Raw genomic sequence first — 24517 nt, forward strand, 5'->3', positions numbered from 1 at the left:
CGGCGCCGGACAGACAGGTGCCCTTCGTCGACCTGGGGAGGGGCCGGTCATGAGCCTGCGGTGTGGACGACTGCCGGCTGCGTTGCTCTCGCCGGAGGGCACGCCGCTTCACCATGAGAAGTGGATGAGTCTGCACTTCACACGGTGAATTCACCATGAGAAGTGACGCTGCGACCACTTCTCATGGTGAAGCTGCCGGCGGCGGTGCCAGCCTCAGTCGGCCCGCCGCAACCACACCGTCGCGAGGGGAGGCACGACGACGTCGGCGTACGCCGGCTGGCCCGACCAGTCGCCGGCGACGGCCGTGACGGCGCCCATGTTGCCGACCCCGGAGCCGGTGTAGGTCTCGGCGTCGGTGTTGACGACCTCGTCCCAGCGGCCGGCGGCGGGCAGGCCGAGCCGGTAGCCCTCGTGCGGCACGGCCGCGAAGTTGGCGATGCAGACCAGGTCGGCGTCGCCGTCGCGTCCGCGACGTACGAAGGAGAAGGTGTTGCGGCCGGCGTCGTTGGCGTCGATCCACTGGAACGCCGACGGCTCGTGGTCGCGCGCCCAGAGCGCGGGGGAGGAGCGGTAGGCGGCGTTGAGGTCGCGCACGAGGGACTGCACGCCCCGGTGCTCGGGGTGGTCGAGCAGCCACCAGTCGAGCTCGCGGGCCTCGGCCCACTCCGACTCCTGGCCCATCTCGGCGCCCATGAAGAGCAGCTGCTTGCCGGGGTGCGCCCACATGAAGGCCAGGTAGGCGCGCAGGTTGGCCAGCTGCTGCCAGCGGTCGCCGGGCATCTTGCGCAGCAGGGAGCCCTTGCCGTGCACGACCTCGTCGTGGCTGATCGGGAGCACGAAGTTCTCCGACCAGGCGTAGACGAGGGAGAACGTCATCTCGCCGTGGTGGTAGGAGCGGTGCACGGGCTGGTGTTCCATGTAGCCCAGCGAGTCGTGCATCCAGCCCATGTTCCACTTGAAGCCGAAGCCGAGGCCGTCCGCGTCCGTGGGCCGCGTGACGCCGGGCCAGGAGGTCGACTCCTCGGCGATCGTGGTCGCCCCCGGCACCCGCTTGTAGACGGTGGCGTTCATCTCCTGGAGGAACTGCACCGCCTCGAGGTTCTCGCGGCCGCCGTGGATGTTCGGCGACCACTCACCCTCCTCGCGGGAGTAGTCGAGGTAGAGCATCGAGGCCACGCCGTCGACGCGCAGCCCGTCGGCGTGGAACTCCTCCAGCCAGTAGAGCGCGTTGGCGTAGAGGAAGTTGCGGACCTCGGGGCGCCCGAAGTTGAAGATGTGGGAGCCCCACTCCTTGTGCCAGCCGCGCTGCGGGTTGGGGTCCTCGTAGAGGGGCGTCCCGTCGAAGCGGGCCAGCGCCCACTCGTCGGTGGCGAAGTGGCCCGGCACCCAGTCCAGGATCACGCCGATGCCGGCCTGGTGGAGCCGGTCGACGAGCAGGCGGAAGCCGTCGGGGTCGCCGAAGCGGGAGTCGGGCGCGAAGTACGACGTGACGTGGTAGCCCCACGACCCGCCGAAGGGGTGCTGCATGACCGGCATCAGCTCGACGTGGGTGAACCCCAGGTCGGCGAGGTACGCCGGCAGCTCCTCGGCCAGCTCGGCCCACGACTTGCCGCGGCGCCACGACGCGAGGTGCATCTCGTAGACGCTCATCGCCTCGGTCACCGGCTGCTTGCCGGCCCGCTCGCGCATCCACGCGTCGTCGCCCCACGTGTAGTGCGACTCGTAGACGACCGACGAGGTCGCCGGCGGCACCTCGGCCCAGGACGCCATCGGGTCGGCCTTCTCGCGCCACTGCCCGTCGGTGCCGAGGATCAGGAACTTGTAGCCGGCGCCGGCGCCGACGCCGGGCACGAACAGCTCCCACACGCCCGAGGTCCCGAGCTGGCGCATCGGGTGCTCGCGACCGTCCCAGTTGTTGAACGACCCCTTGAGGCGTACGCCGCGTGCCGACGGCGCCCACACGGCGAACGCCGTGCCGCTGATCCGGCCGCCGCCCGGCACGTCGTAGTGGTGCACCCGGGCGCCGAGGACCGTCCACAGCTGCTCGTGGCGACCCTCGTTGATCAGGTGCAGGTCGACCTCGCCGAGCGTCGGCAGGAACCGGTAGGGGTCGTCGACCTCGATCGGGCTGTCGCCGTAGGACACCGCCACCCGGTAGTCCGGGACGTCGGCCACGTCGAGCGTGCCGACCCAGATGCCGTCGTGCTCGTGGGCGAGCTCGGTCTCGGTGCCGCCGTGCCGGACCACGACCGAGGTCGCCAGCGGCTTGTAGACCCGGACGGTCACGCCGCCCTCGTGCGGGTGGGCGCCCAGGACGGTGTGCGGGTGCCCGTGTCCGCCCTGGACCAGGAGGTCGAGCTCGCCGGTGTCGACGGGCTTCACAGAGGTGGTCATGACACTCCGATCCTTGCGACGGCCTCGAGTGGGATCGCCACCCAGGAGGGACGGTTGCGTACTTCGTAGACGGTCTCGTAGACCGCCTTGTCGGCGACGTACGCCGCGAGCAGGACGTGCTCGTCGGCGGTCAGCTCGCGGCCGGCGTAGGCCTCGAGGAAGGTCGTGCGGTTGCGCTCGGCCCACTCCGCGGCCCGGTAGGCGCGCTGCGGGGCGTTGTCGTCGTCGGTGTTGCCCCACGTGCGCTCGACGACGCGCGGCGCGTAGTCGAACGAGCGCAGCATGCCGGCCACGTCACGCCAGGGCGAGTCGGGCAGCACCCGCTCGGACAGCGGCTTTGCCGGCTCGCCCTCGAAGTCGACGATCTTCCAGCCGCGCACGGTGCGCAGGGTCTGGCCCAGGTGCAGGTCGCCGTGGATGCGCTGGACGCGCACGCTCTCGAGGGCCGCGAGGTCGTCGTACGCCGCGCGCAGACGGTCGGCGTGCGGCGCCAGGCCGGGGACGACCAGCAGGGCGGCCTCGAGCCGGTCCCGCATGGCGGCGGCGAGGGCGCCGACCTGGGCGGCCGAGCGCTCCTCGGTGGGGAAGTGGTGGGCGAGGCTGGCGTGCACCTCGGCCAGGGCCTCGCCGAGCCGTGCCGACTCGCCGGCGAAGTCGCCGCCGACCTCGTCGGCGTGCAGGTCGGCCTCGGCGAAGAGGTTGCGGACGCTGGCCAGGGCCAGGTCCCAGCCGTCGGTGGCGGTCTTGAGGAACTGCTGGAGCATCGCCAGCTGCAGGACCTGGTCCGTGGGCTCGCCCTCGGTCGTGAGCGAGGGCGTGTCGAGCCAGCCGTAGAGGGCGGCCACGTGGTCGGAGCCCGCCGTGGTGAGCACCTCGTGGATGGAGATGTCCGGGTTGGCGCCGGGGGTGATCTTGCGGAACACCTTCATCAGCGAGTCGTCGCCGAAGGCGACCGAGGAGTTGGACTGCTCGCCGGCGAACAGCGTCGAGTGGGTCTCGAGGTCCAGCTCGTGGCCGGGCAGCCGGTGGAACGCGAGCGGCCCGGACTCCGGGGGATCGGCGAAGGAGCGCAGCCAGCAGGCCATCGCCTCGCGGTCGTGCACCGCGTCGTACACGTGACACGTGCCGAAGTCCTCGTCGTGCCACTGCCCGAGGTGGGCGTGGGCGATCCGCTCCTGCGGCTCGGCGTAGAAGGCGAGCGGGAGCTGGTAGTACTCGTCCGCCCCGCCGTCCTCGAAGGACAGCGTGACGAGGTCGATCGCGACGTGCGGCCCGTCGGCGACGTGCCCGGGCACCTCACCCAGGCGCCGGCCGCCGGTGATGGAGAAGTCGCGACCCTTGCCGCCGAACCACCGGGCCTGCGCCACGAAGGTCGTGAGCAGGTCCTGCGGCTGGTCGGTGGTCGTCACTGGGACATCCCCTCGTCGTTGTCGGGCGCGGTCAGGCGGAACCAGTAGAAGCCGTACCCACCGAGCGTCAGGAGATACGGCAGCTCGCCGATCGCCGGGAACGGCACCCCGCCGAGCAGCTCCACGGGGACCATCCCCTCCCAGCGGCGCAGGTCGAGCTCGACCGGCTGCGGGAAGCGGGAGAGGTTGTTGACGCACACGATGATGTCGCGCGAGCCGTTGGACGCCTCGTGCTCGCGGACGTAGGACAGCACCGTCGAGTTGGAGCCGCCGAGGTCGGTGAACGAGCCGAGCCCGAACGCCTCGTGCTGGCGGCGGGCCTGGATCATCCGGCGGGTCCAGTGCAGCAGGGAGGAGGAGTTCTCCAGCTGGGCCTCGACGTTGACGCTCTGGTAGCCGTAGACCGGGTCCTGGATGGCCGGCAGGTGCAGCTTGCCGGGCGTGGCCGAGGAGAAGCCCGCGTTGCGGTCCGGCGTCCACTGCATCGGGGTGCGGACCCCGTCGCGGTCACCCAGCCAGATGTTGTCGCCCATCCCGATCTCGTCGCCGTAGTAGAGGACGGGGGAGCCGGGCAGGGAGAGCAGGAGCGCGGTGAACAGCTCGATCTGGTTGATGTCGTTGTCGAGCAGCGGGGCCAGCCGGCGGCGGATGCCGATGTTGGCCTTCATCCGCGGGTCCTTGGCGTACTCGCCCCACATGTAGTCGCGGTCCTCGTCGGTGACCATCTCGAGGGTCAGCTCGTCGTGGTTGCGCAGGAAGATGCCCCACTGGCAGCCGTCGGGGATCGGCGGCGTCTGCTCGAGGATCTCCGAGATCGGGAAGCGCGACTCGCGGCGCACCGCCATGAAGATGCGCGGCATCACCGGGAAGTGGAAGGCCATCTGGCACTCGTCGCCGCCGACCGACGGGTCGCCGAAGTACTCGACCACGTCGGCGGGCCACTGGTTGGCCTCGCAGAGCAGCACCCGGCCGGGGTAGTTGTCGTCGACGAACTTGCGGCACATCCGCAGGAACTCGTGGGTCTCGGGGAGGTTCTCGCCGTTGGTGCCGGGCCGCTCGTAGAGGTAGGGCACGGCGTCGAGGCGGAAGCCGTCCAGGCCCATGTCCAGCCAGAACGACATCGCCTCCAGCATCGCCTCGTGGACCTTCGGGTTGTCGAAGTTGAGGTCGGGCTGGTGCGAGAAGAACCGGTGCCAGAAGTACTGCTGGCGGACCGGGTCCCAGGTCCAGTTGGACGGCTCGGTGTCGACGAAGATGATCCGCGCGTCCTGGTAGAGCTCGTCGGTGTCGGACCAGACGTAGAAGTCACCGTAGGGACCCTCGGGGTCCTCGCGGCTGGCCTGGAACCACGGGTGCTGGTCGCTCGTGTGGTTCATGACGAAGTCGATGATCACGCGGATGCCGCGCTTGTGCGCCTCGTCGAGGAAGTGGTGGAAGTCCTCCACCGACCCGCACTCGGGGAGGATGTTGGTGTAGTCGGCGACGTCGTAGCCGCCGTCGCGCAGCGGCGAGGTGAAGAAGGGCGGCACCCACAGGCAGTCGACGCCGAGCCACTGGAGGTAGTCCAGCTTCTCGGTCAGGCCCTTGAAGTCGCCGGTGCCGTCGCCGTTGGAGTCACGGAACGACCTGACCAGCACCTCGTAGAAGACGGCCGTCTTGAACCAGTCGGGGGTGTCCCCGACGGAGTCGGGGAAGGGGGCGGCGGCCTCGGTCAACGGGGGCTCCTCACGCTCAGGATGTGGGCGGGCTCGTGGGCGGGGTCGAGCCGGACGTAGTTGTGCTGGCTCCAGCCCCAGTCGGCGCCGGTGATCTCGTCGTGGACGACGAAGGAGTCGCCCCACGCCATGCCGAGCGCGGGCAGGTCGAGGTGGACCATCGTCTCTCTGGTGCCGTGCGGGTCGAGGTTGATGACGACGATGACGGTGTCGTCGCCGTCCTTCTTGGAGAACACCAGGACGTTCTCGTCGTCGCTGGAGTGGATCGTGACGTTGCGCAGCAGGCGCAGGGCCGGGTGCGCGCGGCGGATCTCGTTGAGGCGGGTGAGGTACGGCGACAGGGTGCGGCCCTCGGCCTCCGCCTTGTCCCAGTCGCGGATCCGGATCTGGTACTTCTCGGAGTCGAGGTACTCCTCGCTGCCCGGCTTGACCGCGACGTGCTCGTAGAGCTCGTAGCCGGCGTACACCCCCCAGCTCGGCGACCCGGTCGCCGCGAGCGCGGCGCGGATCTTGAACGCCGGCGGCCCGCCGTACTGCAGGAACGCGTGGAGGATGTCGGGGGTGTTGACGAAGAAGTTGGGCCGCATCAGGTGGGCGGTCTCGGCGGAGAGCTCGCGGAGGTAGTCCTCGATCTCCCACTTGGCGGTGCGCCAGGTGAAGTACGTGTAGCTCTGCTGGAAGCCGACGGCGCCGAGGCCGCGCATCATCGCCGGGCGGGTGAACGCCTCGGCGAGGAACAGCACGTCGGGGTCGGTGCGGCGGATCTCCTTGAGCAGCCACTCCCAGAACGCCACCGGCTTGGTGTGCGGGTTGTCGACGCGGAAGATCCGGACGCCGTGGGACATCCAGTGGCGCACGATGCGGAGCACCTCGCGGCAGATGCCGGTCGGGTCGTTGTCGAAGTTGACCGGGTAGATGTCCTGGTACTTCTTGGGCGGGTTCTCCGCGTAGGCGATGGTGCCGTCGGCGCGGGTGGTGAACCACTCGGGGTTGGTGGTCACCCAGGGGTGGTCCGGCGCCGCCTGGAGGGCCAGGTCCAGCGCGACCTCGAGACCCAGGTCGGCGGCCCGGGCGACGAACGCGTCGAAGTCCTCGAGCGTGCCGAGCGCCGGGTGGATGGCGTCGTGGCCGCCGTCCTTCGAGCCGATCGCCCACGGGGAGCCCGTGTCGTCCGGGCCGGGGGTCAGGGTGTTGTTGGGTCCCTTGCGGTTGACCTCGCCGATCGGGTGGATCGGCGGCAGGTAGATCACGTCGAAGCCCATCGCGGCCACGGCGTCGAGCCGCTTCGCCGCGGTCCGGAAGTTGCCGCTGGTGACCTTGCCGGTGACCGCGTCCTTGGTGGCGCCCTCGGAGCGCGGGAAGAACTCGTACCAGGCGGAGAACAGCGCCTTGTTGCGGTCGGCGTACGCCGGGTAGGGGCCCTCGACGGTGACCAGGTCGCGCACCGGGTGGTCGTGCAGGACGGCCACGAGCTCGGGGTCCTGGAGGGCGGCGAGCCGCGCCTCGACCGGGCGCGAGGTGTCGCCGGCGGCGGCCAGGCCGCCCTCGACGACCGAGGCCGCGTGCGTCTCCGCGGGATCGAGCCCCGCCTTCACCCGCTCCAGCAGCAGCCGGCCCTCGGTGAACATCAGGTCGACGTCGACGCCGGCCGGGATCTTCAGCCCGGCGGCGTGCTCCCACGTCGCGATCGGGTCCGACCACGCCTGCACCTCGAAGGTCCAGGTGCCGGGGGAGTCCGGGGTCACCCACGCGCTGTAGAGGTCGGGGACCTCGGGGTCCTTCTCCATCCGCACCGGGGCGCGCCGCTGCCCGTCGGGCCCGGTCAGCACCACCTCGGCGCCCAGCTTGTCGTGTCCCTCGCGGAAGACCGTCGCGGTCACGGGGAAGGGCTCGCCCACGGTGGCCTTGGCGGACTGCCGCCCGAGGTCCACCACGGGCATGACGTTCATGACTGGGATGCGTCCGACCATGTCGCCACACTTCCGAGAAAGCGGACCCCACGCAAGCCGGAGTCCGCGGCAGACCGCTGGTTGAGGTGCGAGGAGCGCCAGCGACGAGCCTCGAAACCTCGGAGCCGAAGCAGGGCGGCGACCGTCGTGGTCACCGCCCTGCTCGTCTCACTGGGTTTCGACGCGCTCGCGCGACTTCGTCCCTCGCGCGCCGCTGGTCAGTACACCTGCAGCTCCGCCGCGTGGGCGATGGTGCCGCGGTCCGACCCGGTGGCGCAGTCGGTCGCGTTGGCCGGGTCGTTGTCCTGCTCCCCGGCGTAGCCGGCGTAGCCCGTGCACTGGTTCTCCAGGACCACGAACCGGATCGCGGCCGCCTTGGTCGGCGGCACGTCGAAGGACCGCAGCGTCAGGTCGGGCGCGACGGGCCGCGGCACGAGGGCCGGGAACGCGTCCTTGGAGGAGGTGAAGAACCGCTTCCAGGTGGCGTTGTCCGAGGCACAGTCGGCCACGCACGCCTCGAGCGCGAACTGCCGCACCGCGGTGAAGCGCGAGCCCGAGTCGGGGTCGGCCGCGAGCGGGATGTCGGTCGCGGCGGCCGGGGCCGGGTTCAGCAGGGCGCTGACCTGGACACGGCGGACCTGGTGGACACCACCGGCGAGGTCGACGGCGACGAAGGGGTGCGAGACGTCGACGTTGTCACTGGTGATGCCGGCCCAGTTGGTGCCCTCGGTGCCGTCGATCAGCGCGCCCGGGTTGAGCGAGCCGTCGGTGGAGCCGATCACCTTCGCGCCGCTGCCGGCGAGGTTGCGCGGCGCCTTGACGACGTACGTCGAGGTGCCGGGCCGGACCGTCAGCGTGAAGCGCTTGAAGCCCGAGGTCTTCGAGGCGAAGACCATCCGGTAGGTGCCGGGGACGAACGAGACCTTGTTGTCGAGCTTGCTCTTGCCGAACGAGTCGGCGACGGGGGTGACCCGAGCCTCGTAGTCACCGACGAAGAGCTTGCCCGCGGACGGGGTCTTGAACGTGACGGTGCCGTTGGCCGACTTCGGCGAGGCGAAGCTGGGCTTGGGCTGGTCGGAGTCGGGGGTCGACACCGCGCCCTTGCCCATGCCGCGCTTGGCGAAGGCGTCCCACATGACCTTGAGGTCCTTGCCGTAGAAGCGCATCTTGTCGGCGGCCAGCATGGCGTCGCGGGCGTCCAGCATCGACGTCGAGCCCTGCTGCAGCAGGAACGAGTCGAAGATCAGCTGCAGCCAGCGGCGGTTGCCGGGGCACTTGTTGGGGCGCACGACGCCTTTGTTGACGCCGCCCTGGGCGCACTTGAGGTTGAGCTCGCGGTTGGTGCTGGAGTAGCCGAGCGCGTTGTACTTCTTGACCAGCGCCTGGCGCACCTCGAACTGCGTGCCGTTCCAGACCTCGCCGTCGGCGTGCACCTCCTCGCCCGGACCGTCGAACGCGATGTCGCTGTAGTTGAGCGGGTTCTTGTCCAGCGCGTAGTCGCGGATGCCGGCCTTCTTGTTTCCGGTCGCGTAGGCGCCGATGACGTAGGGGCTGGTGCCGGTGGAGTAGTGGTGCTCGTACATGTACTCCATGGCGTCCAGGTCGCTCCACGACTCACCCATGGCGCCGCCCTGGTCGGAGGTGAGGCCCTGGTCCGGGCCGCCGACCATGCGGTTGGAGATCGCGTGGGTGTACTCGTGGCCCACGACGCTCATGTCGAGGTCGCCGTCGGTGCAGGGGGAGTAGAACGCACCGGCGATGGGCTGGAAGAGGTACTGGTTGGTGATGCCCGGGACGCCGTCCTGGAGCGCGATCTGGTTGGCGTTGTCGCGGCCGAGCGCCGACGGCTGGCCGCCGCTGAGGGCGCCCGCCTGCGCGTTGCCGGTCTCCTGGTCGCCGCCGGTGCCGCCCTTGCCGCGGTTGTCGAGCTGCAGGTTGTAGTTGCGCTCGTTGAAGCCGAGGTAGTAGGCGAAGTCGTGCATCCGGTTGTGCACCGCGAACAGGTTGGTGACCACGGCCTCGATGTCGTTGCCGCCGGGGTGCAGGTTGGTCGGGTCGCACTTGGAGTTGTTCCACGCGTCGGTGAACGGCATCGTGTAGTCACGCATCGGGCTGACCGGGGCCTGCTCGGTGCCGCCCGGGGCGAGCGGGTTCAGCCACGCCTCGTGGGTGTTGGCGTTGTTGCCGTAGGTCGTGTTGGAGCTGATGCCCTCGGTGCCGATCGTGTCCCACGGGCCGGGGGCCTGGACGTTGCGCATCGGGCCGGTCGACAGGGTGCAGCCGGTGCCGACGAACCAGCAGCCGATGACCGAGTTGCTCAGGCCGTTGTCCGAGGCGGACCAGTTCAGCTTCGGGTTGGCCGGGAAGAAGCGCCAGCGCGGCTTGAACTGCGCGTCGCCGGGGGCCGGGGCCTCCTGGTCGCTGGTGGTGACGAAGCCGGCGTACGGGCCACCGACGGTGACCGGGACGGTGGAGTCCTGGAAGGGGCAGACCTGCGCGGAGTAGATGCCCGCGGGGATGACGTCGGCGGAGTACGTCGCGGCCTCCGGGCTGGTGCCCGTGTCGCCGCTGGCGAGCACGTTGCCAGCCGGGTCGAAGATCTTCACGACGATGTCGTCGGACTCCACGACCGCCGAGGCCACGACCGCGATCTGCTTGGTCGCGTTGTCGGTGATCTCGAAGGGGTGCTTGGGGCCGCAGTCGGTGGCGGTGTACTCGCCGTTGAACTGGAAGGCGTCGCTGCTGTTGTCGACCTGGCTCTGCTGGTGCAGGATCCGGCCGGTGCGGGCGTCGACCATCGAGGTGTAGGCGAAGGCGGAGCCGCCCTTGACGTCCACGACGTTGGCCTCGAAGACCGGGCGGACCGTGCCGTCGGCGAGGGCCAGCGCGCGCAGGCGGACCTGCTGCTGCTGGGCGAAGCCGGGGACGCTCAGCCGGGTCCAGCCCGCCGAGACGGTCCGGGTGACGCCGGCGAGGTCGGCGGCGGAGAGGGTGCGGCCGACACCCGCGGCCGCCTTCACCCAGCCCTGCAGGGGCGTCAGCGTGGCGGGCAGGGGAGTCGCGGTGGTCTTGGTGATCGAGGAGGAGACGTAGGCGACGTCGTGGCGGGCGATGCCCACGGTCACCATGCTGTCCAGCGCCGGGGTGAGGCTGCCGAAGCGCTGGCGGAAGAGGACCGCGTCACCACCGTCGAGGGCGAGCTTCTGGTCGTTGACCAGGTCGAGGGCGTCGACCTGGGAGGCGGTCAGGCCGAACACCGCGGCGTGCGCGCGCAGCCACGCGCGGGCGCCCTGGACGGGACTGCCGGGGGCCGCACCGAGCGAGCCGTCGGCCGGCAGGATCGAGCTCGGCGTGCCGAACTGGTTCCACCGGAGGTCGATCGCGCCGAGGCCGGCGGCCGCCTGCTTCTGGGCGAGGGAGGGGAGGGCGGTCCCACGGGTGTCGACGTCGGCCAGGGTCGGGACCGAGTCGCCGAGCGTCACGACGGAGTCGGGATCGACGTGGGAGCGGTCGGCGCTCGAGGGGGTGCCCCCGGCGGCGAGGGCGGGCAGCTGCGTGAGCCCGGGGACCAGGGTGGCGGTCAGCAGGGCCAGGGCGGCCGTCGTACGACGGCTGCGTCGCACGGTGGGACGCAGGGGGTGTCGGGTCATGCCGATCACAACGGCGACCCCCGGTGATCGTTATGCGTACGACGGGGCGAAACGTGATGTTCACGAAGCCCGAACGTCTTGGATCGTTCCAAGAAAGGCGCTACCGTCGGCGGGTGCGAGCGATTCGACGATTCACCGTCCGACCCGTCCTGCCCGAGGCGCTGTCCGCCCTCGGCGACCTGGCCGGCAACCTGAGGTGGTCCTGGCACCCGGAGACGCAGGACGTCTTCGAGGCCGTGGACCCCGACCTGTGGGAGTCCACCGGGCGCGACCCGGTCAAGCTTCTCGGCGCCGTCGGCCGTGCCCGGCTCGACGAGCTGGCCGCCGACGCCACCTTCCTGGAGATGCTGCGCGTCGCCCGTGCCGACCTGGAGGCGTACCTCACCGGGGACCGCTGGTTCCAGCGCAAGGAGGCCGGGTCCGGTCCCCGCGCCATCGGCTACTTCTCCCCGGAGTTCGGCATCACCGCGGTGCTGCCGCAGTACTCCGGCGGGCTCGGCATCCTCGCCGGTGACCACCTCAAGGCCGCCAGCGACCTCGGCGTGCCGATCGTCGGCGTCGGGCTGCTCTACCGCCACGGCTACTTCAAGCAGGCGCTCTCCCGCGAGGGCTGGCAGCAGGAGACCTACCCGGTCCTGGACCCCGACGGGCTGCCGATCTCGCTGCTCCGCGAGGAGAACGGCGACCGCGCGCTCATCACCATCGCACTGCCCGGTGGACCAGACCTGTTGGCCCGGATCTTCGTGGCCAACGTCGGCCGGGTGCCGCTGCTGCTGCTCGACACCGACGTCGAGGGCAACCCCGACCACTACCGCGACGTGACCGACCGCCTCTACGGCGGCAACTCCGAGCACCGGCTGCGCCAGGAGATGCTGCTCGGCATCGGCGGCGTGCGGGCGCTGCGCGCCTACTCCCGGATCACCGGTCACCCGGCGCCCGAGGTCTTCCACACCAACGAGGGCCACGCCGGCTTCCTCGGCCTCGAGCGGATCCGCGAGCTCACCGTCGCCGAGACCGGCCCGCGCCTGGACTTCGACACCGCGCTCGAGGTCAGCCGCGCGTCCACGGTCTTCACCACCCACACCCCGGTGCCCGCCGGCATCGACCGTTTCCCCAAGACCCTCGTCGAGCAGTACTTCTCCGACGCCGGCCCGCTCCCGGGCGTGCCGATCGAGCGGATCCTGACCCTCGGCACCGAGGACTACGAGGGCGGCGACGCGGCCGTGTTCAACATGGCCGTGATGGGCTTCCGCCTCGCCCAGCGCGCCAACGGCGTCTCCCAGCTGCACGGCCACGTCAGCCGCGGGATGTTCAACGGCCTCTGGCCGGCCTTCGACGAGGCCGAGGTCCCGATCAGCTCCATCACCAACGGCGTGCACGCGCCCACGTGGGTGGCGCGCGAGATGTTCGACCTCGCGGCCGCCGAGGGTGCCGACCGTGACTCCGACGACGCCGACGCCTTCTGGGCCGCGGCCGACAAGGTGTCCGGCGCGGCGATCTGGTCGACCAAGCGCGAGCTGCGCCAGCGGCTCGTCGTCGACGCGCGCAAGCGGCTCGCCAAGTCGTGGGAGAAGCGCGGCGCGGCCCGGGCCGAGCTGGGCTGGATCGACACTGCGCTGGACCCCGGCGTGCTGACGATCGGCTTCGCGCGCCGTGCGGCGTCGTACAAGCGGCTGACGCTGATGATGCGCGACCCCGCGCGGCTCAAGCGCCTGCTGCTGCACCCCGACCGCCCGGTCCAGCTGGTCATCGCCGGCAAGGCGCACCCGGCCGACGACGGCGGCAAGAAGCTGATCCAGGACATCGTCCGGCTCTCCGACGACCCCGAGATCCGGCACCGCATCGTCTTCCTGCCCAACTACGACATCGCGATGGCGCAGCCGCTCTACCCCGGCTGCGACGTGTGGCTCAACAACCCGCTGCGTCCCTACGAGGCCTGCGGCACGTCCGGGATGAAGGCCGCGCTCAACGGCGGCCTGAACCTCTCCGTCCTCGACGGCTGGTGGGACGAGTGGTACGACGGCAGCAACGGCTGGGCCATCCCGACCGCCGACGGTGTCGACGACATCGACCACCGCGACGACCTCGAGGCCACCGCGCTCTACGACCTGATCGAGCACGAGGTCGCGCCGCGCTTCTACGACCTCGACGCCGACGGTGTCCCGACCCGCTGGGTCGAGATGCTGCGGCACACGCTGAAGTCGCTCGGCCCGAAGGTGCTGGCCACCCGCATGGTCCGCGACTACGTGCGCCAGCTCTACAGCCCGGCCGCCGGCAACGCCCGCCTGCTCAACTCCGACTACGCCGGCGCCGCCGAGCTCGCTGCGTGGAAGAAGCGCGTCCGCGCCGGCTGGCCGGCCGTGCGGGTCGAGCACGTCGAGAGCAGCGGGGTCACCGACGCCCCCGAGGTGGGTGACGTGCTGTCGGCGCGCGCCTTCATCGGCCTGGGCGACCTGTCGCCTGCCGACGTGGATGTCCAGCTGGTCCACGGCGTGATCAACTCCGAGGACGACCTGGTCGACACCCGGATCGAGACGCTCGCGGTGGCCGAGTCCTACGAGGGCGGCCGTCACCGCTTCGACGGCAGCGTCGTCCTGGACCACTCCGGTGCGTTCGGCTACACCGTCCGGGTCGTGCCCCACAACGACCTGCTGACCTCGTCGGCCGAGCTCGGGATCGTCGCGCTGCCCTGACCCGACGCCCGCTCGCACGACACGAAGGCCGGTCCGCACCACTCCTGGTGCGGACCGGCCTTCGCCGTACGACGGGTCAGCTGACGTTGTCGACGAACTCGGTGGTGTAGGTCTTCGACAGGTCGATGTCGTCCTTCTTGGCCTTCACCACGTCGGAGAAGGTGCCGAGCACGTCGAGCACGGTCTCGGGACCGCCCTCGGGCATCCGGCCGTCGGCGGTGAACATCGGCGAGGAGTCCCCGATCGCCTTCTCGTAGAGGGCCGGGTCGCCGCCGTTGTAGTCGGTGGGCATCTCGGCCGCGATGTCGGCTGCGGTGTGCGAGCCGATCCACTGCATCGTGTGCGCGAACGCGTTGACCAGCTTCTGCACGGTCTTGGGGTTCTCGTCCACGTACGCGCAGTCCATGTACATCGACGCGGCCGGGTAGAGGCCACCGAGCGCGGCCTTGGTGCCCTCCTCGGTGCGCATGTCGATCAGCACCTTGCCCAGGCCCTTGGACACCACGGTCGCGATCGTCGGGTCGGTGGTCATGCCGGCGTCGATGCCACCGTTCGACAGGGCGGCGAGGAACGTCGAGCCGGCACCGGCCGTGACGGTGGTGTAGTCGGAGGTGTCGATGCCGTTCTTGGTGGAGAGGTACTGCGTCAGGTAGTCGGTCGAGGATCCCGGGGACGTGACGCCGAGCTTCTTGCCCGAGAAGTCCGCTGCCCCGCCGAGCGAGGAGGCGGCCGACGTCGAGACCACCTCGGCCTCGCCGGGGACCTTCGCGAGCTGGACCACGCTCTCGATGCACTTGCCCTGCGCCTGCAGGGTGATCGTGTGGTCGTAGAAGCCGACCACGCCCTGGACCTTGCCGGCCACGAGGACGTTCTCGGCGGTCGCTCCCGACGGCTCGGTGAGCAGCTTCACGTCAACGCCCTCGTCGTCGAAGTAGCCGAGCTTCTCGGTCAGCATCGCCGGCAGGTAGATCACCTTGTCGATGCCGCCGACCATGATCGTGACGGTCGGGCGGCCGCTGGCGGCGTCGCCGTGCTCGGCGCTGGAGCTGTTGCTGCGGCAGGCGGCCAGTGAGCTGGCCGCGACCAGGGAGACGAGGGCCACGGAGACCCGGCGGGCGGTGTTCTTGCGCATGGTGGAGCGCTCCTTCCCGGGCGGTGCCCGGTGGATGGTTGGGTGAGGGTGGGTCAGGGAGGAGTCAGAGTCCGGAGGCCTGGCCGCTGGCAGGCGGGCGCCACGAGGTCAGCCGGACCTCGAGCTGGGTGATCAGCCACTCGGCGACGAGGGCGAGCACGGTCGTGATGAGCATCCCGGCGTAGATGCCGGCGGCGTCGAAGTTGCCCTGGGAGTGGTTGATGAGCAGGCCGAGGCCCTGGTCGGCTCCGGTGTACTCGCCGACGATCGCGCCGATCAGCGCGAAGCCGAAGGCCACGTGCATGCTGGCCAGGATCCACGAGGTCGCGCTCGGCAGGATCACCGACCGCATCAGGTCCCAGCGGCTCGCGCCCAGGATCCGGGCGTTGTCCACGAGCACCTTGTCGACCTCGCGGGCGCCCTGGAAGGCGTTGAAGAAGACCGCGAAGAAGACCAGCACGAACGCCGTGGCGACCTTCGAGGACATCCCGAGCCCGAACCAGATCACGAACAGCGAGGCCAGGACGATGCGCGGGATGGCGTTGGCGCCCTTGATGAACGGAGCGAGCACGTCCGCGACGAACCGGCTGCGGCCGAGCACGACGCCCAGCACGACGCCGGCGAGGGTGCCCAGGGCGAAGCCGAGCACGGCCTCCTCGAGGGTCACCGCGATGTTGGCCCAGATCGAGCCCTGCGAGGTGCCGTCGGTGAACCAGATGACGAGCTTGTCCCAGATCTGGCTGGGCATCGAGTAGTAGAAGGGGTCGATCACCGTGCGGGCGGTGATCTCCCACGAGCCGAGCCACACGACGATCAGGGCGGCGCGGACGGCGTGGGTCGCCCACGACTGCGACGTACGACGCCGCCGCGGGCGACGGGTGGCCGCGGGCGCGGCCGGGGCGGTGGTGGTCCGGGGCTGGACCGGGGTGTCAAGCGACACGGGAGGCTCCTCTCGCACGGGTGATCTCGACTTCCTCGCGGAGGCTGTCCCAGACCTGCTTGTAGAGCTCGATGAACTCGGGGGTCAGCCGGATCTCCTCGACCTTCCGCGGCCTCGGGAGGTCGATGGTGACGACGTCCTTCACGGTGGCCGGGCCGGCGGTCATCACGACCACGCGGTCGGCCAGGCTGATGGCCTCGGTGAGGTCGTGGGTGACGAAGACGCAGGCGGCGCCGGTGCCCGACCACAGCCGCAGGAGCTCGTCCTGCATGAGCTCGCGCGTCTGGACGTCCAGGGCGCCGAAGGGCTCGTCGAGCAGGAGGAGGGACGGCTCGGTGATCAGCGTCTGGGCCATCGCGACCCGCTTGCGCATGCCGCCGGAGAGCTGGTGGGGGTAGCGGTCCTCGAAGCCCGCCAGGCCGACCCGCTCGATCCAGTCGCGGGCCCGCTCGTTGGCGGCGGTCTTCGAGGCGCCGCGGTAGCGAAGCCCGAGCGCGACGTTGTCGAGCACGTTCTTCCAGGGCAGGACCGCGTCGGCCTGGAACATGTAGCCCACGCCGTCGGGGATGCCGGCGACCGCGGCGCCGTGCACGTGGACCGTCCCCGCCGAGGCCGGCTCGAGGCCGGAGACGAGGGAGAGGGTCGTGGACTTGCCGCAGCCGGTCGGCCCGACGATGGAGACGAACTCGCCGGCGGCGACGTCGAGGGTGACGTCGCGCAGGGCGGTGAACGGGTCTCCGCTCTTGGTCGCGAAGCGCTTCGTGGCGTCCCGCAGCGAGATCGCCGCCGGGCCCGCGCCGGGCGATCGATGGGGTGTGGTCTGGGTCATGGCAGAGGACCGTAGGAGCGAGTGACGACCGTCACCAGCCTTGCGCCAGTTGTGGGCGATCACCGCACAAGTCGCGTTCTGCGCGTTGTGCTCACACCGCCTCGGCGACCGTTCCCGGGCCCTACAGTGACCGGGTGCGCTGGCCACTTCGACGTCCCTTTCGAGGGCACCGCCTGGCGCTCAGCACCCAGGCGGTGGTGGCGCTCGCGCTGCTGCTGACCTTCGTCGTGCTGGTTTCGCTGGCCACCTCGGCGGCGGTGCTGCGCAATGACCTGGAGAAGCAGTACGAGCAGCGCGCGCTCGCCATCGCGCGCGCGATGGCCTCGGAGCCGGGCCTCGCCGGGATGGTCACCTCGGGCACCCCCGACCCCCACGGACCCGTGCAGGACGTGGCCGAGCGGATGCGGCTCGGCACGGGCGCGCTGTACGTCGTCGTCACCGACGCCCGCGGGATCCGCTACAGCCACCCGACGCTCGCCAACATCGGCAAGCCGGTCAGCACCAGTCCCGAGGAGGCGCTCGGTGGCCGGGAGGTCGTGGCCATCGAGCAGGGCACGCTCGGCTACTCCGCGCGCGGCAAGGTGCCTCTGCGCAACGAGGCCGGCGACGTCGTGGGCGAGGTCAGCGTCGGCATCGCGATCTCCGAGCTCGACGCGGAGACCCGCAAGCTGGTGATTCTCCTCGGCCTGGTCGCGCTCCCTCCGCTGGCCCTGGGCATCGCCGGTGCCGTCCTGCTGGCGCGCCGACTCCGTCGTACGACGCTCGGCCTGGAGCCCGAGGAGATGGCCGACCTGGTCCGGGAGCACGCGGCCGTCCTGGGTGGCGTCCGGGACGCCGTCCTCGCCGTCGATCCCCGCGGGCGGGTGACCGTGAGCAACCCCGAGGCGACCCGGCTGCTGGGCCGCGACCTCTCACGAGGTACGTCGATCGCCGACACCGGGCTGGGTCCGGAGGCGCTCGGGCTCTTCGCCGAGCAGCCCGCGCCGGCCGGCGCCCTGCGCGTGATCGGCGGCCGTGTCGTGCTGGCCACCCGCCTGGTCGTGCAGCGCGAGGGCCGCGACCTGGGCACGGTGCTGATCCTGCGGGACCGCACCGACCTCGACGAGCTGGCCCGCGAGCTGGAGGCGACCCGGGCGCTGACCGACGCGCTCCGCGCGCAGGCCCACGAGCACTCCAACCGGTTGCACACCCTGACCGGGCTGTTGCACCACGGGGACGTCGAGGAGGCGGGGGAGTACCTCTCGTCGCTGAGCCAGCAGGGCACCTGGGTCTCCGGCGTCGACGACCCCTACCTCGCCGGGCTGCTCGCCGCGAAGTCCGCCGCCGCGTCGGAGGCAGGGGTGACGTTGCGGGTCTCGGAGTCCACCTGGCTCGAGGACCGGCTGTCCCACCCGCTCGACACCGTCACCGTCGTGGCCAACCTGCTCGACAACGGGATCCGGGCCGCTGCCGAGGGCGCCCGGGAGCCGCGCTGGGTCGAGGTGACGCTGCTCGGCGACGGCGTCGACCTCCTCGTCCACGTCGTCGACAGCGGCGAGGGCGTGCCGGCCGACCACGTCGAGCAGGTCTTCGACCACGGCTTCACCACCCGCGACGCGGAGTCAGGAGGCGCCCCGGGCCACGGCATCGGGCTGGCGCTGGCCCGGCACACGGCCCGCGCCCACGGCGGGGACGTGCGTATCGTCGAGGCCGGCGGTGAGGACCACGGCGCGGTCTTCGAGGCCCGGCTGGTGCGGGTGCTGACCGGCGCCCGGGAGAGGCAGGGGTGATGAACCCGATCCGGGTGCTGGTGGTCGACGACGACTTCCGCGTCGCGCAGCTCCACGCGTCGTACGTCGCCGCGGCGGAGGGCTTCGAGGTCGTCGGCCTCGCGCACACCGCTGCCGACGCGGTCAGGCTGGCAGGGGAGCTCGCGGCGGACCTGGTGCTGCTCGACGAGTACCTCCCCGACGCCAACGGCTCCTCGATCATCCGCGACCTGCCCGCGGCGGTGCTCATGGTCAGCGCCGCCGAGGACTCCGCGGTGGTGCGTCGCGCGCTCGCGGGCGGCGCGGTCAACTACGTGCTCAAGCCGTTCCCTCCCTCGGTCCTGGTCGAGCGGCTGGTGGCGTTCGGGCGCTTCTGGAGGCAGCTCGGCGGGGGAGCCCACCTCGACCAGACCGCCGTCGACCGGGCGCTGCAGACGCTCCGGATGGCCGACTCCCCGGTCGCCACGGCCCGCAAGGGCCGCTCGCCCGTCACGTCCGTGGCCATCACCGACGCGCTGCGGTCGGCCGGTGACGCGCTCACGGCCGTCGAGGTCGCCGAGGCCACCGGCGTCTCGCGGGCCACCGCGCAGCGCTACCTGTCCGACCTGGCCCGCGACGGGCATGTCCGGCTGACCCTGCGCTACGGCTCGACCGGGCGTCCCGAGCACTGCTTCGAGTGGCTGGGCGCGCCCCCGACCTGACGCCTACGTCTGGCGCAGCACCAGCACCGACCGGCTGCCCAGCATCATCCGGTCACCGGCCTTGACGGGCGTGCCGATCGGCAGCTTGAAGTCGGTCGACAGCACGACCTCGCCGGCCTGCACCCAGTCGTTCTCCGGCAGCTCGATGCGCACGGGCTTCGCGCCGGCGTTGAGGTAGATCATGAAGGACTTGTCGACCTGCTGCTCCCCGCGCGGACCGGGGGAGCGCAGGGGCGCGCCGGAGACGAACATCGCGACCACGGTCATCGACTCGTCGTGCCAGTCGTCGCCGGTCATCTCGCGCCCGGACGGGTGCAGCCACGCGAGGTCCTTCGGGCCGCCCCGGATCGCGGGGCGTCCCTCGAACCAGTGCCGCTGCCGCAGGGCCGGGTGCTCGCGCCGCAGCCGCAGCGCCTGCTTGGTGATCTCGTAGACGTCGAGCCACGCGTCGTCGGGTGACCAGTCGATCCAGGACGTCTCGTTGTCCTGGCAGTAGGCGTTGTTGTTGCCGCCCTGGGTCCGGCCGCGCTCGTCGCCGGCCGTGATCATCGGGACGCCGTTGGACAGGCACAGCGACGCCATCAGGTTGGCGGCCTGCCGCCGGCGCAGCGCCACGATGCCGTCGTCGTCGGTCTCGCCCTCGACGCCGTGGTTCCACGACCGGTTGTTGTCGGTGCCGTCGCGGTTGTCCTCGCCGTTGGCCTCGTTGTGCTTGTGGTCGTAGGAGACCAGGTCGCGCAGGGTGAAGCCGTCGTGGGCGGTCACGAAGTTCACCGAGTTGTACGCCGACCGCCCGTCGTCGGCGTACAGGTCCGACGACCCGGCGAGCCGGGTCGCGACCGTGCGGATGCCCGAGGAGTGGCCGCGCCAGAAGTCGCGGATCGTGTCGCGGTACTGGTCGTTCCACTCCACCCACGGCGGCGGCATCCGGCCCACGAGGTAGCCGTCCATCGACGCGTCCCACGCCTCGGCGACCAGCTTCACGTGGCGCAGGATCGGGTCCTGGCCGATCGCGATGAGCAGCGCGCACTGCATGTCGATGTCGTAGCCGGTCCGGGTCAGCGCCGACATCAGGTCGAAGCGGAAGCCGTCGACGTGCATCTCGGTCACCCAGTAGCGCAGCGAGTCGAGGATCATCCGCAGCGCCAGCGGGTTGGAGGAGTCGACGGTGTTGCCGCAGCCGGTGACGTCCCAGTAGGTGTCGTTGAAGGCCAGCAGCGTCGTCTTCTTGTCGCGCTCGGGCTGCACCCGGCGGTAGAAGCCGCGGTCGTCGAGCCCGCGGAAGGACAGCGTCGGGCCCAGCGGGCCGGCCTCGGCGGTGTGGTTGTAGACCACGTCGAGGATGACCTCGAGGCCGGCTTCGTGGAAGGCCTTGACCATCTGCTTGAACTCCGTCACCTGCCCGCCCCGGTCGCCGGACGCGGCGTACTCGTGGTGCGGGGCGAAGTAGCCGATGGAGTTGTAGCCCCAGTAGTTCGAGGTCCAGCGGTGCGTCAGCGGCGGCTCGGACACGAACTGGTGGACTGGCAGCAGCTCGACCGCGGTCACGCCGAGGTCGCGGAGGTAGTCGATGACCGCGGGCGTGGCGAGGCCGGCGTACGTGCCCCGCAGCTCGTGGGGCACCCGGTCGTGCAGCGCGGTCATCCCCTTGACGTGCATCTCGTAGATGACGGTGTCGCGCCACCGCCGGTGCATGGGGGTGTCGCCGCCCCAGTCGAAGGTGTCGTCCTCGACCACGACGCTGCGGGGGACGTAGGGCGCGGAGTCCTCGAGGTTGCGCTCCTCGGGGCTGCCCTGGACGTAGCCGAAGACGGCCGGCTCGGGGGTGAGTGCCCCGGAGATCGCGCGGGCGTAGGGGTCGAACAGCAGCTTGTGGGGGTTGAAGCGGAGCCCCTCGGCGGGCTGCCACGGGCCGGCGACCCGGTAGCCGTAGCGCGTGCCGGGACGCACCCCGGGGATCGCGCCGTGCCAGATGCCCAGCGACCGCTCGGTGAGCTGGTGCCGGGTCTCGACGTCCTCCTCGTCGAAGAGGCAGACCCAGGCCTGGGTGCCCGCGGGCGCGTAGACCGCGAAGTTCGTCGACTCCTCGCTCCAGGTCGAGCCGAGCGGGTAGTTGCGGCCTGGCCACACCTTGGCCGTCTGGCCCGGGTGGCTCCAGATTCCGGGGGTCACCCGACGCATTGTCCACGAGTTCCGGGGGTGACGGCAGAATGCCCCCGGGGGCGCCGGCAACCGGGGGCGCCCGACCAGGACCAGAGCAGGACCAGAGCAGGACCCGAACAGGAAGTGAATCGACACCATGGGTGAGTTCGTCAGACTGGAAGTAGCCGACGGCGTGGGCACCATCCGCCTTGACCGGCCGAAGATGAACGCACTCAACGTGCAGGTGCAGGAGGAGATCCGCGCGGCGGCCGCCGAGGCCACCGACCGCGACGACGTCAAGGCCGTGGTCGTCTACGGCGGGGAGCGGGTCTTCGCGGCCGGCGCCGACGTCAAGGAGATGAACGACATGTCCTACACGGACATGGTCAAGCGATCCGGTGGCCTGCAGTCGGCCTTCACTGCGGTCGCCCGCATCCCCAAGCCGGTCGTCGCCGCGATCACCGGCTACGCGCTGGGCGGCGGGTGCGAGCTGGCGCTGTGCGCCGACGTGCGCTTCGCCGCCGACGACGCCACCCTCGGCCAGCCCGAGATCCTGCTCGGCATCATCCCGGGCGCCGGCGGCACCCAGCGGCTGACCCGCCTGGTCGGCCCGAGCACCGCCAAGGACCTCATCTTCACCGGCCGCTTCGTCAAGGCCGACGAGGCGCTGGCCATCGGCCTGGTCGACAAGGTGTTCCCGGCCGCCGACGTCTACGCCCAGGCGCTCGCCTGGGCCGGACAGTTCTCCCACGCCGCGACGTACGCCGTGCGTGCGGCCAAGGAGAGCATCGACCGGGGCATCGAGACCGACCTCGAGACCGGCCTCGAGATCGAGCGCCAGCAATTCGCGGCGCTGTTCGCGACCGAGGACCGGGCCATCGGCATGGGCTCCTTCGTCGAGAACGGCCCCGGCAAGGCCGAGTTCAGGGGACGATGATGAAGAGGAGGTCCGAGGTGGCGGTGAGCCCGGTGACGAAGGTCCGGACGCAGGTGGCCCGGGTCGTGTGGCTGCTGTTCGCGCTGGCGGCGCTGTTCCTGGCCGTCGGTGCGCTGATGGTCGCCCTCGACGCCAACACCGGCAACGCCCTGGTGAAGTTCGTGATCGACACCGCCGACCGCGTCGACCTGGGTGTCTTCTCGCGGCAGGACGGCATCAAGCACTTCACCGGCCAGGACGCGACCACCAAGAACGCCCTGTTCAACTGGGGCCTGGGCGCCGTCGCCTGGCTGGTCGTCGGCCGGATCGTCGAGCGGCTCATCCGGCCGTAGGTCCGGCCGTGTGACCTTCTCGACGCTGTGACGGTTCCCACCGCGAGACGCCGTGACGCGCCTGCTACGCCCCGGTAACCTCGCGACCACGATCGAGTGCCACCACGAGCGCACAGGAGGGGCCGTCAAGGCCACACCACCATGAACATTGTTGTCTGCGTGAAGTACGTTCCCGACGCGACTGCCGACCGGCAGTTCGAGTCGGACAACACCGTTGACCGAGTCGGCGTCGACGGCCTGCTCTCCGAGCTGGACGAGTACGCCGTCGAGCAGGCCCTCCAGATCAAGGAGAAGGCCGGCGACGACACCGAGGTGACCGCTGTCTGCATCGGGCCCGAGAAGGCCCTGGACGCGGTCCGCAAGGCACTCCAGATGGGTGCGGACAAGGGCATCCACGTCTCCGACGAGGCGATCGCCGGCTCCGACGCCATCGCGACCTCGCTGGTGCTGGCCAAGGCCGTCGAGAAGGCCGGCCCCGCCGACCTGATCGTCTGCGGCATGGCCTCCACCGACGGCGGCATGAGCGTCGTCCCGGCGATGCTCGCCGAGCGTCTCGGCCTGCCGCAGGTCACCTTCGCCTCGGTCATCGAGACCCAGGGCGACCAGGTCCGCATCAAGCGTGACGGCGACACCGCGACCGAGGTCATCGGCGGCACCATGCCGCTGGTCCTCTCGGTCACCGACCAGACCGGCGAGGCCCGCTACCCCTCCTTCAAGGGGATCATGGCGGCCAAGAAGAAGCCGCTGGAGACCTGGTCGCTGGCCGACCTGGGCGTCGACGCCGGTGACGTCGGCCTGTCGGTCGCCTGGACCGAGGTCGAGGAGACCACGGCCCGGCCGCCGCGCACCGCCGGCGAGATCGTCACCGACGAGGACGGTTCGGGCGCCACGGCGCTGACCGAGTTCCTCGCCGCCAAGAAGTTCATCTGAGGACCGGGAGAGAGATAGAGATGTCTGAAGTTCTCGTTCTCGTCGACCACGTCGACGGAGCCGTCCGCAAGCCCACCCTCGAGCTGCTCGCCATCGCCAAGCGCCTCGGTGAGCCGTCCGCGGTCTTCATCGGCGACGCCGGCAAGACCGCCGAGGTCGCCGAGAAGCTCAAGGCCTACGGCGCCGAGAAGATCTACGCCGTCGAGGACAGCCAGATCAAGGGCTACCTCGTCGCGCCCAAGGCCGAGGCGCTGCAGCAGCTGGTCGCCAAGACCTCGCCCGCTGCCGTGCTGATCGTGTCCTCCTACGAGGGCAAGGAGATCGCGGGCCGGCTCGCGATCAAGCTCGAGTCGGGCCTGATCACCGACGCCGTCGACGTGCAGGAGGGCCCGGTGACCACGCAGAGCGTGTTCGCCGGCAACTTCACCGTGACCGCGAAGGTCACCAAGGGCACGCCGATCATCACCGTGAAGCCCAACGCCGCCACGCCCGAGGAGTCCGCGGGCGCCGGCACGGTCGAGGAGTTCACGGCCGAGATCTCCGACGCCGCCAAGACCGCGCAGATCGTGGCCTCGCAGCCGCGCAAGGCGACCGGTCGTCCCGAGCTCACCGAGGCCGCGATCGTGGTCTCCGGTGGTCGTGGCACCGGCGGCAACTTCGAGCCCATCGAGGGCCTCGCGGACGCGCTCGGCGCGGCCGTGGGTGCCTCGCGTGCGGCCGTCGACTCGGGCTGGATGCCGCACAGCTTCCAGGTCGGCCAGACCGGCAAGACGGTCTCGCCGCAGCTCTACGTCGCCAACGGCATCTCCGGTGCGATCCAGCACCGCGCCGGCATGCAGACCTCGAAGACGATCGTCGCGGTCAACAAGGACGACGAGGCCCCGATCTTCGAGCTCGTCGACTTCGGTGTCGTGGGTGACCTCCACACGGTCCTCCCCGCCGCCACCGAGGAGATCAACAAGCGCAAGGGCTGAGTCCAGCCCACGTCGTACGACGGCCCGTCCGGATCATCCGGG

General features: G+C 70.7%; 16 protein-coding genes. 7 read left to right on the forward strand and 9 right to left on the reverse strand.

All coding sequences use genetic code 11. The annotated features are described in order from the left end of the window. Positions 1–213: 213 nt before the first annotated feature. The 5 genes from glgB to FB382_RS04880 all read right to left on the reverse strand — a co-directional run bounded on the left by glgB (position 214) and on the right by FB382_RS04880 (position 11117). Positions 214–2394 carry a 1,4-alpha-glucan branching protein GlgB gene (gene glgB, locus FB382_RS04860; protein ID WP_182537271.1) on the reverse strand — a complete coding sequence of 727 codons (2181 nt, stop codon included), beginning with the start codon at positions 2392–2394 and terminating at the stop codon, positions 214–216. After that, positions 2391–3803, reverse strand: a complete 1413-nt coding sequence (locus FB382_RS04865; protein ID WP_182537273.1) for a maltokinase N-terminal cap-like domain-containing protein — start codon at positions 3801–3803, stop codon at positions 2391–2393. The genes glgB and FB382_RS04865 overlap by 4 nt, the downstream gene beginning before the upstream one ends. Then, on the reverse strand, positions 3800–5518 hold the full coding sequence (treS, locus tag FB382_RS04870; protein ID WP_125035404.1) for a maltose alpha-D-glucosyltransferase: 1719 nt from the start codon (positions 5516–5518) through the stop codon (positions 3800–3802). Before treS ends, FB382_RS04865 begins: the two co-directional genes overlap by 4 nt. Beyond that, complete coding sequence (locus FB382_RS04875) at positions 5515–7488, reverse strand: alpha-1,4-glucan--maltose-1-phosphate maltosyltransferase (protein ID WP_182537275.1); 1974 nt, start codon at positions 7486–7488, stop codon at positions 5515–5517. Before FB382_RS04875 ends, treS begins: the two co-directional genes overlap by 4 nt. Before the next feature lie 197 nt (positions 7489–7685). Next, the gene (locus FB382_RS04880; protein ID WP_182537277.1) at positions 7686–11117 is read right to left on the reverse strand and encodes a M36 family metallopeptidase; all 3432 of its coding nucleotides are present in this window, start codon (positions 11115–11117) and stop codon (positions 7686–7688) included. Between the two features lie 113 nt (positions 11118–11230). Between FB382_RS04880 and glgP the strand changes: the two genes are divergently transcribed. Beyond that, on the forward strand, positions 11231–13810 hold the full coding sequence (glgP, locus tag FB382_RS04885) for an alpha-glucan family phosphorylase (RefSeq protein ID WP_182537279.1): 2580 nt from the start codon (positions 11231–11233) through the stop codon (positions 13808–13810). Positions 13811–13886: 76 nt separating this feature from the next. On the opposite strand, the gene FB382_RS04890 is transcribed toward glgP, so the two are convergent. From FB382_RS04890 to FB382_RS04900, 3 genes are all read right to left on the reverse strand, one after another. Continuing rightward, complete coding sequence (locus FB382_RS04890) at positions 13887–14942, reverse strand: ABC transporter substrate-binding protein (RefSeq protein WP_182537281.1); 1056 nt, start codon at positions 14940–14942, stop codon at positions 13887–13889. Between the two features lie 64 nt (positions 14943–15006). After that, positions 15007–15882, reverse strand: a complete 876-nt coding sequence (locus FB382_RS04895; protein ID WP_220481262.1) for an ABC transporter permease subunit — start codon at positions 15880–15882, stop codon at positions 15007–15009. Then, entirely contained in the window at positions 15872–16711 is an 840-nt protein-coding gene (locus FB382_RS04900; RefSeq protein WP_182537283.1) for an ABC transporter ATP-binding protein, read from the reverse strand. Before FB382_RS04900 ends, FB382_RS04895 begins: the two co-directional genes overlap by 11 nt. 134 nt (positions 16712–16845) lie before the next feature. Between FB382_RS04900 and FB382_RS04905 the strand changes: the two genes are divergently transcribed. Next, entirely contained in the window at positions 16846–18480 is a 1635-nt protein-coding gene (locus tag FB382_RS04905; protein ID WP_220481263.1) for an ATP-binding protein, read from the forward strand. Continuing rightward, positions 18480–19160 carry a response regulator transcription factor gene (locus tag FB382_RS04910; RefSeq protein ID WP_182537285.1) on the forward strand — a complete coding sequence of 227 codons (681 nt, stop codon included), beginning with the start codon at positions 18480–18482 and terminating at the stop codon, positions 19158–19160. The genes FB382_RS04905 and FB382_RS04910 overlap by 1 nt, the downstream gene beginning before the upstream one ends. Positions 19161–19163: 3 nt before the next feature. On the opposite strand, the gene glgX is transcribed toward FB382_RS04910, so the two are convergent. Next, positions 19164–21332, reverse strand: coding sequence for a glycogen debranching protein GlgX (gene glgX, locus FB382_RS04915; protein ID WP_182537287.1), 2169 nt, complete (start codon positions 21330–21332; stop codon positions 19164–19166). 127 nt (positions 21333–21459) lie between these two features. Between glgX and FB382_RS04920 the strand changes: the two genes are divergently transcribed. The 4 genes from FB382_RS04920 (at position 21460) to FB382_RS04935 (ending at position 24475) form a co-directional block, all read left to right on the forward strand. Next, entirely contained in the window at positions 21460–22239 is a 780-nt protein-coding gene (locus FB382_RS04920; protein WP_182537289.1) for an enoyl-CoA hydratase/isomerase family protein, read from the forward strand. Then, positions 22239–22571, forward strand: a complete 333-nt coding sequence (locus tag FB382_RS04925; protein ID WP_182537291.1) for a hypothetical protein — start codon at positions 22239–22241, stop codon at positions 22569–22571. The genes FB382_RS04920 and FB382_RS04925 overlap by 1 nt, the downstream gene beginning before the upstream one ends. Before the next feature lie 159 nt (positions 22572–22730). Continuing rightward, positions 22731–23501 carry an electron transfer flavoprotein subunit beta/FixA family protein gene (locus tag FB382_RS04930; RefSeq protein ID WP_260430577.1) on the forward strand — a complete coding sequence of 257 codons (771 nt, stop codon included), beginning with the start codon at positions 22731–22733 and terminating at the stop codon, positions 23499–23501. A 20-nt stretch (positions 23502–23521) separates the two neighbouring features. Beyond that, positions 23522–24475 carry an electron transfer flavoprotein subunit alpha/FixB family protein gene (locus FB382_RS04935; protein WP_182537293.1) on the forward strand — a complete coding sequence of 318 codons (954 nt, stop codon included), beginning with the start codon at positions 23522–23524 and terminating at the stop codon, positions 24473–24475. Positions 24476–24517: the final 42 nt, after the last annotated feature.

Source organism: Nocardioides ginsengisegetis (assembly GCF_014138045.1).
Taxonomy (GTDB): Bacteria; Actinomycetota; Actinomycetes; order Propionibacteriales; family Nocardioidaceae; genus Nocardioides; species Nocardioides ginsengisegetis.